This is a genomic window from Alkalimonas collagenimarina (assembly GCF_030717845.1).
In the GTDB taxonomy this organism is placed as follows: Bacteria; Pseudomonadota; Gammaproteobacteria; order Enterobacterales; family Alteromonadaceae; genus Alkalimonas; species Alkalimonas collagenimarina.
This window is the reverse complement of the sequence record NZ_JAUZVZ010000004.1, coordinates 100,907-116,255: the sequence shown is the minus strand read 5'-3', so window position 1 is coordinate 116,255 and position 15,349 is coordinate 100,907. Positions and strand designations below refer to the sequence as shown.

At 51.1% G+C, this 15,349-nt stretch carries 7 protein-coding genes and 1 pseudogene; 6 read left to right on the top strand and 2 right to left on the bottom strand.

The annotated features are described in order from the left end of the window. Positions 1-57 precede the first annotated feature (57 nt). From Q3O60_RS03815 to Q3O60_RS03800, 4 genes are all read left to right on the top strand, one after another. On the top strand, positions 58-1,272 hold the full coding sequence (locus tag Q3O60_RS03815) for an alpha/beta hydrolase (protein ID WP_305892579.1): 1,215 nt from the start codon (positions 58-60) through the stop codon (positions 1,270-1,272). Positions 1,273-1,399: 127 nt separating this feature from the next. Continuing rightward, positions 1,400-1,912: a thioredoxin family protein gene (locus Q3O60_RS03810; RefSeq protein ID WP_305892578.1), complete on the top strand. Its 513-nt coding sequence runs from the start codon at positions 1,400-1,402 to the stop codon at positions 1,910-1,912. A 116-nt stretch (positions 1,913-2,028) separates the two neighbouring features. Then, on the top strand, positions 2,029-2,898 hold the full coding sequence (locus Q3O60_RS03805) for a carboxylesterase family protein (protein ID WP_305892577.1): 870 nt from the start codon (positions 2,029-2,031) through the stop codon (positions 2,896-2,898). Then, positions 2,899-3,501 carry a hypothetical protein gene (locus Q3O60_RS03800; RefSeq protein ID WP_305892576.1) on the top strand — a complete coding sequence of 201 codons (603 nt, stop codon included), beginning with the start codon at positions 2,899-2,901 and terminating at the stop codon, positions 3,499-3,501. 231 nt (positions 3,502-3,732) lie between these two features. Here the strand turns inward: Q3O60_RS03800 and Q3O60_RS03795 are convergent, their stop codons facing one another. After that, complete coding sequence (locus Q3O60_RS03795; RefSeq protein WP_305892575.1) at positions 3,733-4,152, bottom strand: helix-turn-helix domain-containing protein; 420 nt, start codon at positions 4,150-4,152, stop codon at positions 3,733-3,735. 279 nt (positions 4,153-4,431) lie between these two features. Between Q3O60_RS03795 and trhP the strand changes: the two genes are divergently transcribed. Beyond that, positions 4,432-5,760: a prephenate-dependent tRNA uridine(34) hydroxylase TrhP gene (gene trhP, locus Q3O60_RS03790; RefSeq protein WP_369812625.1), complete on the top strand. Its 1,329-nt coding sequence runs from the start codon at positions 4,432-4,434 to the stop codon at positions 5,758-5,760. Between the two features lie 3 nt (positions 5,761-5,763). After that, entirely contained in the window at positions 5,764-5,952 is a 189-nt protein-coding gene (locus tag Q3O60_RS03785; protein ID WP_305892573.1) for a YfhL family 4Fe-4S dicluster ferredoxin, read from the top strand. A 129-nt stretch (positions 5,953-6,081) separates the two neighbouring features. On the opposite strand, the pseudogene Q3O60_RS03780 reads toward Q3O60_RS03785, so the two are convergent. Continuing rightward, positions 6,082-14,558, bottom strand: a pseudogene (locus tag Q3O60_RS03780) (GH36-type glycosyl hydrolase domain-containing protein). Between the last annotated feature and the right edge of the window lie 791 nt (positions 14,559-15,349).

The following is a 15,349-nucleotide window of genomic DNA, read 5'->3' as shown; positions in this document are numbered from 1 at the left end:
ATGCTGCCTATTTATAACTATGCTGCCAATGTATAAAAGGCTGAAAAGGAGTAGAGGATGCACAGAATCTTTACATCCTGGGTGTGGTTGTTAATACAACTGCTCCTGTTGCTGCTGGCTTCTGGCATTCTCTATCTGAGTTTGGGCGCTTTTCGCGATCCGTCGCAAAGCGCTCATGCCATGCTAAGCTCCGTGGTCTGGGCTACCTTTGGCCCACATTTGGTGCTGTTGTCCGCTATTGGCTTAGTACTTGGCGCTGTGGCCAGCAGGAAAAAACTTACCTGGTTGTCAGGCTCGTTGCTTGGCGTCTCTTTGGGGGCTTTGGTTAGCACCAGCTACATTACGGCCAGTATTGTCACAGCGGTAGAACAGGCCGGTGGGAAAATAAGCATCTTGACCACTCTGCAGCTGCAGTCTATGCAGGCCAACGGGCCGGATAAATGGATTCAGCTGCCCGGAGAGGACAGTGAAACCGCCCGTATTGCCATCTACCGTCCTGAACACGAGGCGATGGCTCCGGTGCTGGTTTATATTCATGGTGGCGGTTTTAAAACGGGCAGCATCACGGAAACGGATCGTGATTTACGCTGGTTTGCGGACCGGGGTTGGTTGGTGTTTAGTCTGGGCTATCGGTTGTGGACTGAACAACAAGCCACTTGGCAGCTGGCGCCTCAGGATGTCTATTGTGCAGCGGTCTGGGTACAAGCCAATGCCAGCCGATATGGCGGCGATCCTAGTCGGCTAGCTATGCTGGGGGATTCTGCCGGTGGTAATTTGGCACTAAATCTGGCTTATCAGACGGCTCATGATGACATGGTTTCAGCCTGTCCGGGACCCGCGTTGCAACCTGCTGCAGTGGTGGTACAGTACCCGGCAGTGGATCCTTTGGCAATTTATCAGCATGGCTATCCGGTTGCTGGCTTTGAACCAACCACTTTAGTAGCTGGTTATCTGGGTGGCGATCCCTATCAGTTTCCAGAACGGGTCGCTGCAGTTAGCTCATACAGCTATCTCAATTTTGACGCACCCACTACGCTTATCTTTGCTCCAGAGAAGGATGGGTTGGTTCCGTCCTGGTCGGTTTATCGTTTTGCCGATTATGCCCGGTTGGCTGGGGTAGATGTGGAGCTGGTTCGAATCCCGTTTGCCAGCCATATCTACAATCAGATGGCTGCCAACTCCCTTGGCAATCAGGCTCGCTTAAGCATAACCGAGCGTTTTTTACAGCAGCAAGGCTTGGCGTTTAACCAGAAGAATGATGATCGAAGGTAACGAATGAGTGATTATAATCACTGATTGACCGGTTTTACTCGATCACTTTGCTTTGTGCCTGATCGTTGACAAATATGCATTCAAAACGGACCATGCATAGGTTCTTAGCTCTTAAAAGGATTACTAATTGAATATTGGAAATCAGATCACAGCCATACTCAATAGTATAGAGAACTACATCGAGCATGCTCCGGCCTACCTATTCCCGATTAAGCTATTGGGCTGGCTCGTGCTGTTTATAGCCTTGATGGTGACGAATTTTATCGCACTTGCAAAGTGGCCTTTCTCGGCTATTTCTAAAAGGTTGAATAAACAAGAGCTCATGGCTGGAGACCCTATTGACATAACTACAGATGAAGAGCTGCAAAAAGTTCTCTCGGAGCAGGCTACTGTGTTAGTCGATTTTTGGGCGCAATGGTGTGGGCCTTGCTTGTTAATGAACAAAGCAGTGACAAATTTGGCGGATGCATATGCCGGCAAGGTGGCGGTGGTCAAAGTCGATGTGTCTTTGAACTCAACACTAAGCAAACAATATGCAGTAAAAGGCTTGCCGACAGTGGTAGTTTTTAAAAATGGTACGGAAGTCCTCAGAAAAAGCGGCTCTTTGACCAAAAGCCAATTAGAAGCACTAGTTCGATAGTCATGGTGCAAAAATTTGTGTGGCTTGTACCCAGTGAGGCCGTAATGAATAAAATGTGTGAACAAATGACACTGTGTTTAGCGGTTATACTTTTTGTTGCAGGATGCAGTAGCACAATGATGAATCAATCAGTGACAGACACGAAACCGCAGCTATTGCGGCTTGATTATCAAAGCAGTATCGACGATTCCTGGCGGCAGTATTTCGTTTATTTACCGGCTGGCTATCAGCAAAATAGCGCTAAGAAATGGCCGGTGTTGCTTTTTTTGCACGGCAATGGTGAGCGCGGCAATGGTCTTGATGAGCTGGATTACACCTTAATTCATGGCCCGCTGTATGAGGCCTGGGTGCAAAAGCGTGACTTGCCATTTATTATGGTTGTACCGCAACTGCATATGTTTGAGATGGGTGAACTCTCCTATATCGCTAACCGCTCGCCTGCTGATATTCCCAAGCGCTTAACGGCTGACGTACCACCGCGCCCAGCGATGTTTCAGTCTAATCGACCGATAGCACCGGCTGAACCGGTTGCTGATATGAGTCAGGTACCGCCATTGTTGCCAGACGGCTGGGAGCGTGCTGAGCAGGACGTGCTGACTATGCTGCAAACCGTGCAGACAAATTACAATACCGATGCCAGCCGGGTGTATTTAACCGGCATTAGCTATGGCGGTTTTGGTAGTTGGTTTATGGCCAGTCAACACCCGCAGTTATTCGCCGCTGTCGCTCCTGTCGTCGGTTGGGGCCACCCGGATTTAATGCCGCCGATTGCCGAGGCGCAAACCCCACTGTGGGTATTTGCCGCTGGGCGTGACTCTGCTATTAATAAAAACTACTTTTATCCGGGCATTGAAACTTTGCGCCAGCTTGGCCATAACCAAGTGCGCTTTAGTATGCTGGAGCAGGCTGAACACGATGCATGGCGACAGGTTTATGCCGGCGACGATGTCTATAATTGGTTACTGCAGCAACAGCAGAGTGAGTAAATGAAAATAGCACTGAAATATCTGATGGTCTTGCTCGCTTTTATGGTACTCACCGCCTGCGAGAAGATGCAATCGCTGACGGAATCAGAGCAGGTTGAGCGCACCATTCGACAGGAAGTTCGCCGTGATCTGCGGGCCTTGAACACGTTAACGGATGCTGCTGATGCAACCGAGTATGATGGCTTTGCCTGGCGGCGTGGTGAGCGATTGCAAATCCGGCAGCGACAGGATGGGGAACTGGTATTGCTGGAGCAGGCTGAAGCACCAGAGATCATAGCAACCGCTGTAGCCCAAAAGATCCCCAGCTTTAGTCTGGTGCGATATCAGCAAGGCTGGTTGGTGGTATTTACTACCTATGTCAACCCGCAGTGTCAGGTGGTGTATGCTTATGCCTATCGAGGAGTGTTGGCAGATACGCCGCTTTGCTCCAGTGAGGTCTTTACCGAACAGGCCAATGGCCAGTGTCAAAGCCCTATCCAGGATCAGTGGCAGGTGTTTAAAGAGTGGTTTTTTGCTGAATCCATGTTAGAGGAGGGCAATCCGGCCTGTGTGCAATCGGCTGCTGAATTTGCTGGCATTAAAAACAGCAACTCAGCGAAGTAATTTGCCACCTGGCGGATCCAGACCCACAAGCGCGATCACTTTGAAAGAACCGGCCAGAGAATAAGTTGGCAATACGGTGTCGTATTGGCAGGATCTTGAGCCGCTAAAGCAACAGATAATCCATTTTCTGCCCAAACTTTTGGCGGAATTTTTGGGTCAGAACAAAAATTAAGCTCAACTTCTAGGGCGGACTCATAACCGCCATTTACATTTAAATATGCGCCGAAGCTATTAAACAAACATCGCCGCTGGAACACCAAACCGCTTTGATAACGCGCGGATATGGCCGAGCGTTAGTGAGCGTTTGCCGCTGAGAATTTGCGATACCAGCGATTTTCCGCCTATTTCCTGCTGAAAATCACTTTGCGTAAGGCCGTGCTGATCTATCAGCAACCGAAGCATGGCTATGCCTGGGTCTAATTCCTCTATCCGATGATTAAACGCCTTAAACCGCTCTGCAGTTTCTTCGTACTCTTGCAGCACCGGAAACAGCAACTCAATCAGCACCTGATTGGCATCGTAGTCTTCAACCAGCTCATCCATTAATGCCAGCAGTTCATCGTATTGCTGGTCAGAACTAATCCCTTGCACCCAAGGCATAACCTGAGTGATTTGCTGCGATAAGGACTTCATTGCCTGAACATCTAACATAGCCTGCTCCTTAATTCCGGCTTTGGATTAGTTACAGTGCCGTAATTGCGCAAGGTTTACAAATAGTAAACTGCAATTAATCCAAAGCCGCAGCCTTAATCTGAGGATAAACCAACCGCAACCACTGCACCGACTGTTGGGTTAGCAACGCCTGCAATGGAGGGGGAGATACCTCAACTGGGGTATGGGAACCGTTAAGTCAGCTTTTTTTGTGCTGGATCAAATCCTGTCAAAGCAGGACAGTTACCATGCTCCGATTATCGTTATATGGAGCCTAAGATGGCTGCAGTACCTGAGTTATTATCACCCGCCGGTAGTTTAAAAGCCATGCGTCTGGCCTTTGCCTACGGTGCTGATGCTGTGTATGCCGGCCAGCCGCGGTTTAGTTTTCGGGTGCGTAACAACGAGTTTGATTTACCTACTTTGGCCACCGGCATAGCCGAAGCGCATCAGCTGGGCAAAAAATTCTATGTAGTGGTTAATATCGCACCGCACAACAGCAAGCTGACACGTTTTGTCGAAGACATGGCGCCGGTGGTGGCGCTAGAACCAGATGCACTGATCGTGTCGGATCCTGGGGTGATTTACCTGCTAAAGCAGCACTTTCCACACATGCCGCTGCATTTATCGGTACAGGCCAATACCGTGAACTGGGCAGCGGTGAAGTTCTGGCAAGCGCAGGGCGTGGAGCGGGTGATTTTATCGCGTGAGCTGGCGGTAGAAGAGATTGCTGAAATCCGGCAGCAGGTGCCGGAGATGGAGCTGGAAGTCTTTGTGCATGGTGCTTTATGCATGGCCTATTCTGGCCGCTGCCTGTTATCCGGCTACATCAATAAACGCGACCCGAATCAGGGTACCTGCACCAATGCCTGTCGTTGGCAATACCAGGTACATAACGCGACCGAAGATGCGGTTGGTCAGTTTACTCCAATAGAGCATCATCCTGTTAGCGAACCCGTATTGATTGAAGAGCAGGGCCGCCCCGGGGAACTGATGGCAATGGAAGAAGACGAGCATGGCAGCTACATTTTAAACTCGAAAGACTTACGTGCCGTCGCGCATGTCAAAGCCCTGACCGAGATGGGCGTTAAGTCGCTGAAAATTGAAGGCCGCACCAAGTCGCCTTATTATGTGGCGCGTACCGCTCAGGTCTACCGTAAAGCCATCGACGATGCTATGGCGGGCAAAGCGTTCGATCCAAATTTACTGCACGAACTGGATGGCATGGCCAATCGTGGTTTTACCGAGGGTTTTTTGCGCCGCCATGTGCCGCACGAGTTGCAAAATTACCAGACCAGCCACAGCAGCGGCGCGCAGCAGCTGGTCGGCGAGTTTATCGGTGAACAGGATGAACACGGCTTTGCTCTGGTCGAGGTAAAAAACCAGTTTGCCGTTGGTGATAATCTGGTGCTGATGAGCCCACAAGGCAACCAGCATTTTGTACTTGAAGCACTACGTGACAAGCAAAATCACGACATCCTGTTGGCACCAGGCGCTTGTTATCAGCTGAAAGTGAAACTACCGCACAATCAGTCGTTGCAATACGCCATGCTGTTGAAGCAGCTACCGATGGCAGAAATTGATGCACCACATCAGGCAGTGAGCTAAGCCATGACAGCGGTGATAGAGGTCAGTTGCATCAATTGCGACATGTGCGTGCCGGAATGCCCGAATCAGGCGATTTTTATGGGAGCTCAGCATTATCAGGTGGATGCCGAACTTTGCACCGAGTGCGAGGGCTTTTATGACAATCCCACTTGTATTGCGGTGTGCCCAATTGATTGTATTGAAATCGTATAAAAATCTGAGCTGCTAGTCTATCGAAAAGCTAAAGGGATATCTGTTTGGTAAGCCATGTTTGCTTGATAAGTTTTTTACAGACAAGTAGTCAGACAGTCCAAATCAGCGAATAATGATTCCTGTTGATATTTAACTTAACTCTACCTCTACATAGTGATCCTTGTGGTTGTCAATCAACGGAATACGAGCATCGGGACACTCTATTCCGTCGACTGTCAGACGGGTTACCTGATTGGCTAGATTGCCGATACAACTGATATTGATATGATAGAGGGTGTCTCTATAGCGGTAATGTACCTTGTAGCCAGGCCAATCGGCCGGAACACAAGGAGAAATGCGCAAAAAACTTCCATCTAATTGAAGCCCCAGCAGCGTTTCGATTGTCAGTTGGTACATCCAACCAGCAGCTCCGGTGTACCAGGTCCAGCCGCCGCGGCCGATGTGCGGCGCCACGCCATAGATATCCGCACTCATGACATAAGGCTCCACCTTGTAGCGTTCTATGGCTTCAGGTGTGCTACCGTGGTTCACCGGGTTGAGCATGGCGAATAGTTCCCATGCGCGTTCCTTATCACCTAGCATAGCGAACGCCATGGTGCTCCAGATTGCGGCATGAGTATATTGGCCGCCGTTCTCGCGCACGCCAGGGATATAACCTTTGATGTAACCAGGCTCCAGCTTGGATTTATTAAAGGGCGGGTCGAGTAGCTGAATGATCTGCTTATCACGCCGCACCAAACGCTGGTCCACTGCCATCATCGCTTGACGGGCCCGGGATGTATCCCCTCCTTTAGAAATAATCGCCCAGCTCTGGCTGATCGAATCAATCTGGCATTCATCATTACTACTCGAGCCCAGCGGAGTACCATCGTCGAAAAAAGCACGACGGTACCAGGCGCCGTCCCAGGCCTGGGCTTCAATGTTTCTCCGCAGCTTGGTAGCTTCAGCGCTGCACACCCCGGCAAATTCAGCATCATTCCGCTCTTGTGCCAGGGTGGCAAACTGCTCGAGATTTTCGACCAGAAACCAGGCTAGCCACACGCTCTCACCACGGCCTTCTTTACCTACAAGATTCATCCCATCATTCCAGTCGCCACAGCCCATAAGCGGTAGATGATGAGCACCAAATCGCAGGCCATGCTTAAGGGATCGCACACAGTGCTGATATAAAGTGTCTGCCTCGGCTGATCGTTGAGGCTGATCATAGTAGGCCTCTTCTTCTGCACGCAATTCCCGGCCTTCAAGAAAATGCACGGATTCGTCTAGCACGCCGGTATCGCCCGTCGAACGGACGTAGCGGAAAGTGGCATAGGGTAGCCATAAATAGTCATCAGAAAAGTGGGTACGCACTCCTTGCCCACCCGGTGGATGCCACCAGTGCTGAACGTCACCCTTGAGAAACTGGCGACCGGCGTGACGGATCAGTTGCTCGCGGGCAAGCCATGGCGTAGCGTGTATAAGCGCCATGGTGTCCTGCAACTGATCGCGAAAACCGTAGGCACCGCCGGACTGATAGTAACCGCTGCGCCCCCAAAGTCTGCAAGATAGCGTCTGATAAATCAGCCAACCGTTGGCCAGCACATTCAGTGCCGGGTCTGGGGTTTCCACGGTGACCGCGCCCAGGGTGTGGTTCCAGTGCTCATGTACGGCCTCCAGCGCTTGTCGTGCGCCAGCCCGTCCACCATATTGTTTGACCAAATGCCGTGCCTCATCAGCGTTAGCGGACGCGCCAAAGACGAACACAATTTCACGCTCCTGGCCAGCATCAAGTTGAATACGGGTCTGAATCGAGGCGCAGGGGTCGAAACCTGCTCCGGTCCTGCCAGACAAATATTTACGTCGTAATGCTGCTGGATTGGCGAGCGAGCCGTTGCGGCCAATAAACTCAGTTCGGTTGCCGCTTATCGACCGCTCGCGCTCGCTGACCTGAGCAAAAACCACACGGCCGGCGCATTCGCGACCATAAGCATTGTGAGCAAACAGCGCGCCAGTATGCAGGTCGATTTCAGTGACAATGTGCATCAGGTTGGCGTGCCTCCATTCGCCGAGTACCAGTTCCCAGTATCCGGTTAACGACAACTGTCGTGCTCGCTGAGACTGGTTACGCAACTTGACCACCAAAAACTTGACCGGTGCATCCATAGCGACATAAGTGACCAGTTCAGAAGTAATGCCGGCCTCGCAATGCTCGAATTTGCTGTAGCCGAAACCATGTCGACATACGTAGCCGGATCTTCCGCATGCCGGGAGCGGTGTGGGTGACCAGAACGCGCCGGTTTCTTCGTCCCGGATATAAAGTGCTTCGCCACTGCTGTCAGACAACGGATCGTTATGCCACGGGGTAAGACGGAACTCGTGCGCGTTTTCCACCCAGGTATAAGCACTGCCGCTTTCGCTGACGACAGTGCCGATGTGCGGGCTGGCGATGACGTTAGCCCAGGGGGCCGGGGTGGTTTGCCCTGGTTCGAGCGAGATGACATATTCGCGGCCATCCGGCGTAAAGCCGCCCAGACCATTGTTAAATAGTAAATCCCGCGGAGCTAGTTTTTGCACCTGCTCCTGGTCTGCCTGTCGGGAGGGCTGCAGCAGATCCGATACTCGTTCTGTAGATACCCGGCGATCGACTTGCTCGATTAAGGTTTCAGTTATATCGCTAAAGACAATACGAGCAACGGTCTGTAGCAACACCCGTTCGTCCTCGGATAGCTCTTCAGCACGGCGCACAAATATACCGCCTGGTTTATCAACCACTTGTGTTTCAGAACCTGCGTTAATAAGCCCCATAATAAGGTCCTGTAACACCGCCCGATAACCTGAAAAACCTTCGTTAACAATCACCAAGTCAGCGGTCAGGCCCTTCATACGCCAATACGCGTGCGCCTTAATCACCTGTTTAACCAGATCGATACGTCCAACATCGCCGATAAAGAGCAGCACGATCGGCAAATCGCCCGAAATAGCAAATCGCCATAATCCGGACTGCCCCAATTGGTTACGGACGATGATAGCGGGTTCCGCCCGGCGCATGGCATTGCCGTAAATGACAGAGTTGGCCAGACGGCCAAAAATCTGCGCATCAGCTTCGGTAACGTTGAGGTGCCGCAGTACTTCCTGACTCTGAAACCAGGCCATCTCGAACGCACGATCAACGAAGTGGCGATCGCAGTATTTCTCGAGCAGGGCCACGGCCTCTTCTCGGGTGTCTGCTACCCCGGAGATGATCTGCAAGCCAATCGATGCATCAGGCGACAAGGTTAAGACGCTGCGAATTGCCACGCATGGATCGAGCACCGCCCCCTGAGTGTTCGATAAGGTCGATGGGCGATCTGTACTATCCAGTACCACTGGGTTGGTCGCTGTGCGGCCGCGACCAATGAATCGGGCACGATCGGTCTCATAGGACAGCTCAACAACCACCGAATCTGGTGCCGCCAGCAGGTGAAACATCCAGGGTACCTGCTCGCCCGGTGTTCGGGGGCGGCGGGTACAGAGGATTGCTTTTTGCTCTGGAAGAATTTCAGTTTGTACGAAAAGATTACTGAATGAGCGGTGGGAAAGGTCTGCGTTCAGGGGGCCAGCACCACCTCAGCAAAGCTTGTCACTTCAATCTTGCGGCTGTGAGAAGACTGATTGCTAAGTGTGGCTCGTCGGATCTCGACGTCGTCTTCGGGAGATACACTGATTTCGGTGTGTGATTCAATAGCGTGGTCAAGCCGTCTGTATTCAGCTCGCGCCTGTACGAAAATTGCCTCATAGTAATCAGCAGTACGCATGGTTGGCTGGTGCGTAGTTGACCAGTATTCTCCGTTGTCGCAGTCACGAAGATAAATAAAGGTGCCCCAGGTATCACAGGTGGAATCCTCGCGCCAACGGGTGACAGCCAGATCGCGCCAGCGACTGGAGCTGCCACCGGCATGAGTGGCCATAACGTGATAACGGCCGTTCGATAAAAGGTGAACTTCGGGAAGTTGTGTGTCAGGGTCGGTAAACACCCGCATGATGGCACCGTCGTCTACGCTAGGCGGGCGGGCGGAGGCGCTTACTTCGGCTACGTGTGGGTGCAGAGTACCATTTTTCTTTGGCACCCGTTCCTGTAGTAGCAACTCGGTCGCCCGCACCAGTGGGTCAGACATAAAACGCCGCTGCATCGGCTGATCGAGCAATACATGAGCAAAAGATAGCAGGCTCATGCCCTGGTGGTGCGCCATAAAGCTCTGCACGATAGCGTAAGGCTTGCTCCGTGTCAGGCGCGTGGGTGTGTAGTCTATGGCCTCATAGAAGCCATAATCACTAAGAAAACCCTGTTCAGCCAACGCTTGTAGATTTTGGCAGGCTTCACGTGGCAACACCGTCAACGCCAGTGCGCTCGCGTAAGGCGCGATCACAAGGTCATCGCCCAACCCGCGTTTAAAGCCCAAGCCCGGTACACCAAATGCACGATATTGGTACACGTGATTGAGGTCAGTGGCATTATAGCAGGATTCAGATATGCCCCAGGGCACCGCTCGTTGTCGCCCATATTCTATTTGGCGTGAAACTACAGCCTTGTAAGTTTGCTCCAGCAGGGTATTGGCGAAGCTGGGCATGATCAGTTGCGGCATCAGGTATTCGAACATCGAACCGCTCCAGGAAATCAGGCTGACATCGCCACCATGACTGGTAAGCAGGCGACCAAGAGCAAACCAATGCTTTTGCGGCACCTGTCCTTGCGCAATGAGCAAGAAGCTGGCCAGCCGTGCTTCTGATGCCAGCAGGTCGTAGCAAGCAGGATCGCGTTGACGTTCACTTGTATTGTAACCAATAGCCAACAAGCAACTGCTGCTATCGTAGAGAAATTCAAAGTCCATCACAGCAAGATGACGGCAACGAGTGATAAGATTTTCTATGAAATTGAACTGTAATTGCGCTCCCTTGCAATGTTCATGGGCTAATTCCCGCCGGGTCGGCAACGAACAGCCATGCCACGAGGTGGGCACCAGAGTATTCAATTCATCACTAAGCGCACGCTGCTGCCTATCCACTGCCTGCGCCCAGTAAAAGAGTTCACTATCACCTTCTACATCCGCAGGCAAACAGGACAATAACATATCTGTGTTGCGCTCAATCTGCGCCAATGCGTCAATGGCATCAGCTACAGTCTTCGGAGGCCACTCCTGCGTAAGCGCAGACAGGGTTTCATCGAGGGCATGAATGCTTGCCATAAGTTCAGATTGTGGCGAAGCAGGGATCTGTTTGCTCAATACCTGAAGTGTATCCTGCAGGCCTTGCAGTGCGCTGAAAGTCAGCACTGGCTCATTTTTCAGCTCGGCTAAACCTGCCTGCAGTGTCAGCAGGCTACCGGCTAGATTACCGCTGTCCACAGAAGAAACGTAATGCGGGTTAAGCGGCAGCAGTGTGCGGGTGTCATACCAGTTATAAAAATGGCCACGATAGCGTTCCAGCTTCTCCATTGAATTGAAGGTGTTGTCTATACGTTGCAGGCATTCATCTACCGTAATATAGCCAAAATCCACGGCAGCCAGGCCCGCCAGCAGTGACATTCCTATGTTGGTAGGTGAAGTACGCGAGGCAATGACTGGCGAAGGATGGGTCTGAAAGTTATCAGGTGGCAGCCAGTTGTCTTGCGCGACGACAAAGTCCGTGAAATAGCGCCAGGTGCGGCGGGCGGCGGTTCGCAGGAAAGCTTGCTGTGTGTCGTCCAGGCCCGGGGTTAAAGTGACCAGAGGTCGACTGAGCCACCAACCCACGACAGGTGAGAGCAGCCATAGCAAAAGAATGGGAGCAATGACAAACCACGCTTCCGCTTTGCTATTCAGCAAAAACAGAACCGTGGCAACTGCAAGTGCGAGCACTGGCGCAATCCACATTTCTTTATAAAAATCGGCCAGCACCCGGCATCCGTTGCGGCGGGTGTAGCCGGGCAGCTGCCATAACAATAAACCACGTCGAGTGATTGGCATGCGCACGCTTGAATGAATGATAGCCCCCATGTTTATTCGCGTGTCATAGGGTAAAAAGGTCAGATTAAAGAGAGCAAGCGCTAATGGACGACCAGCCGATTTTCCGCTCAGACTAAGATGTACGAGCCAATTACATTGTTCTGGCTTGCGGAACAGTTCAATCAGTGCAGACAGCATGGCGGGCAGGAAAACCACCATGATAACCAATGCAGTCCATAGCCACGCGGGATCAGGGCCTAAAAGCCATCCTCCTAGCAGAAGTGCGAGCAGTGCCGACGTTACGAGGCTGCGTCGCAGGTTGTCAAAAATTTTCCATATCGACAAACCCGATAGTGTGTTTGGCAGCCGTCTTGGTTTTGCCTCACTTTCTCCGGTTGAACCGGGGACGCGGGGCAGCAACCAACCAGCTAGCTGCCAATCGCCGCGTATCCAGCGGTGACGGCGACTGGAATCGATGGCAACACTGGCCGGCTGCTCCTCGATGAGATCAACATCGGTCACCAGGGCTGAGCGAGCATAGCCGCCTTCAAGCAGGTCATGACTTAAGATGAGATTCTGTGGAAAGCGTCCTTCTGCGACCTGACGAAACGCATCGACATCGTAAATACCTTTACCGATGAACGAACCTTCCCCGAACACATCCTGGTAGACATCTGATACTTCACGTGTATAGGGGTCGAGGCCCGTGTCACCGACAAACAGTTTGCTAAAACGTGACTGTCCGGCACTGATAAGACTGATTGAAGCACGCGGTTGCAGGATTGCGTAGCCATCGACAATACGGCCTTTAGTAGGATCGTAAACCGGCCGGTTGAGTGGGTGCGCCATATTGCCCACCAGAGCACGTGCCGTGTCACGCGGAAGTTGCGTATCCGTATCCAGAGTGATGACGTATCGGATTGACTCAAAGATCAACTGATCACCGACAATATCCGAAAAAGCCGTGCGTGCTTCCCCCCGTAACCGGGCATTAAACTGCTCGAGTTTGCCGCGTTTGCGCTCGTAGCCCATCCATATGTGCTCGAACGGATTCCATAACCGTGGCCGGTGAAAAAGATAAAAGATACAAGGGCGATCGTCGCTGTAGGTTTGGTTGAGTGCTTCAACCGCCGCGCGCATTTCGGCGAGCAGTATCGTGTCATCCGGCAGCGTTTGCTCAGCTGCATCATGTAAGTCTGTCAGCAGAGCAAAGTAAAGATTAGGATCACGATTACCCAGGTAACGTATCTCCAAAGCCGAGATCAGATCATCAATGTCCTGCTTGCTGCCCAGCAAGGTGGGCACAATCACCATAGTTCGATGGCTGTCAGGGATCCCTTTAGAGAAATCCATCCGTGGCAATACTCGTGGTGGCACAAACAAAGTAATAGCGCGGTTTACCATGGCAACGGCAAGCGCCGACAAGCCAATCACTCCGGTGAACGCAAAAAACCAGTAACGCCAGTCTTGCAGTGTAAGCTCACTCAACGAAAAGAGTACGCCTATGGTCATCAGTATCGTTAAAATAAAGATGGAGCCGATATAAAATGGCAAGCGGATATGATGGGCTACACTCTTAACCCGGCTTTTTAACGATAGACGGCAGTCGACTGCTCGCTCCAGCAGGGCTCGACCCTGACCGATCAAATAGAAACCAACATGCGCATTGCGATCATTGCTGCCGAGTTTCATTGAAGCTGCATGCGCCAGAACAATGGCTTCGCGTGCTACCGCTATTTCGTCACAACTGCTACCCCGTGCTACGTCCTCAATGACATGGCGGTAGCGGTCGCGGGTAGCAAAATCCTGGCTGGCATGTGTATCTGTCGGATCTTCGCACAAGACTTTTTCAACGCCACTAAGTGACTCGACGAAACTTTTCCAATCCATGGTCCCAATGAAGCGCAAGCTTCCAATGCTATTGGCAATGGAAATTTGGTTGGCCGCATCCAAGCGCCCGGCTGCTTCCGACAATTTGATGGCGGTGATACCTTGCTCAAGTAGTTTATGTTCAACCCAGGTCTGCACAAACGCCATAGCGTGCCCCTGTGCCTGCAATCTGTCATAAAATACTTCCACAAATGGAGCGGTCAGCGGAATATCAGCATTGGTAAATTCAGCCAGCAGTTGGATCAACTGTTTTGGTTCGCTTTCTGCAGCGACAAGCATGCGGTCTGCCCAGGTATTGGCTGCATCGCGCTCCTCCCGACGTTGAGCTATCCGCACCGCAACTCGGCGCAGATTTTCAAGCAGCGCTAGTTGCAACATGATAGGGATAGCCCACAACTCGCCCAGTTTCAATGGGTGCACAGTCTGGTAGGCAACGAAAAATTGGGTCACGTTGTCGCTGTCGACGCGACCATCCATGTGCGAGATCAACTCCAGTGCCAGATCGTAAATGCGTGGATAACCCGCCGACCTGCCGTCAGCTATACGAGGCAGTTGCCGACTATAGCCGCGTGGTAAATGCCGCCGTGCCAGGCCAATTTGTTGCTCGATCAAATAGAAGTTATCCAGCAGCCAGGCTTCAGTGGGCAGTGTTTTTTGTCCCGGCACGGCAGCTGTGACCACATCGTACGCAGCCAATAACACATTCTCATTGTCTGCCAATCTCGGCAGCAATCTATCCGCCCCTGGGCGTAGGTCGATCCTATGCTGCTTTGCCATGGCAGCTGCATGACGTTTTAGTTGCTCAATACTGAAGAGTTCTGCGCGCAATAAATCAGTATCCCGGTCATCATGCAGCTCATTTCGTGTGCGTGCCGTAAATCTGAACGTTTTAAAGATGATTATTGCTCCTTACTCTCAGTTGACTCAATTTTTTCGCTGGAAACCATCAAATGAAATTACAAACTTTGGTCGGTTTTGCTATACGCAGTAAGCAATCACTCAAAAACGATTTGTATTACTGAGGTGATTTAAATATGGTTTTAGAGTGACTATCTTTTTAGTCATCTATGACGAATTTATCTACTCATGCTCATGCTCATGATCATTACTTGCATGTCAGTTGTCTGTACGCTAGCGAACAAAGGGATGAAACTTGATGTGTTACTCAAAATGGCAGAAAGTTTAAATCGATGAGTTCTGCTGATCATGTAAAACCCCAGCTATTGCTGATGTACAGTGTCAAAGTTGATGGCACATGCGAATATCCAGACGACAGTGGTTTCTGAGATGCACAGCTAGCGCATTAAGTTGCCAATCGTCCAGTCTAATGGTACAAACTTATTTATATATAAAGTCAAATCATTAGCTTGCGACGAGGGATTATGACGCAGCCTGCCAATAGCGCCAATCAGAGTAACTTTGCCTTTTTAAGCGAATACGATCCGCTGTTTTTGCAGCTTGCGCAAAGTGCTGAGCGTTCATAAGGCTCACTTCAAAGCTAAGTTATATATAATTTTTTTATTTTTTATACAAATAGAACTTGTCATGTATAATATTTATGATTTTCT

Coding starts and splice junctions, on each gene's coding strand:
- Q3O60_RS03815 (WP_305892579.1), top strand. CDS start 58: ATGCACAGAATCTTTACATCCTGGGTGTGGTTGTTAATACAACTGCTC.
- Q3O60_RS03805 (WP_305892577.1), top strand. CDS start 2,029: ATGATGAATCAATCAGTGACAGACACGAAACCGCAGCTATTGCGGCTT.
- Q3O60_RS03800 (WP_305892576.1), top strand. CDS start 2,899: ATGAAAATAGCACTGAAATATCTGATGGTCTTGCTCGCTTTTATGGTA.
- Q3O60_RS03795 (WP_305892575.1), bottom strand. CDS start 4,152: ATGTTAGATGTTCAGGCAATGAAGTCCTTATCGCAGCAAATCACTCAG.
- trhP (WP_369812625.1), top strand. CDS start 4,432: ATGGCTGCAGTACCTGAGTTATTATCACCCGCCGGTAGTTTAAAAGCC.
- Q3O60_RS03785 (WP_305892573.1), top strand. CDS start 5,764: ATGACAGCGGTGATAGAGGTCAGTTGCATCAATTGCGACATGTGCGTG.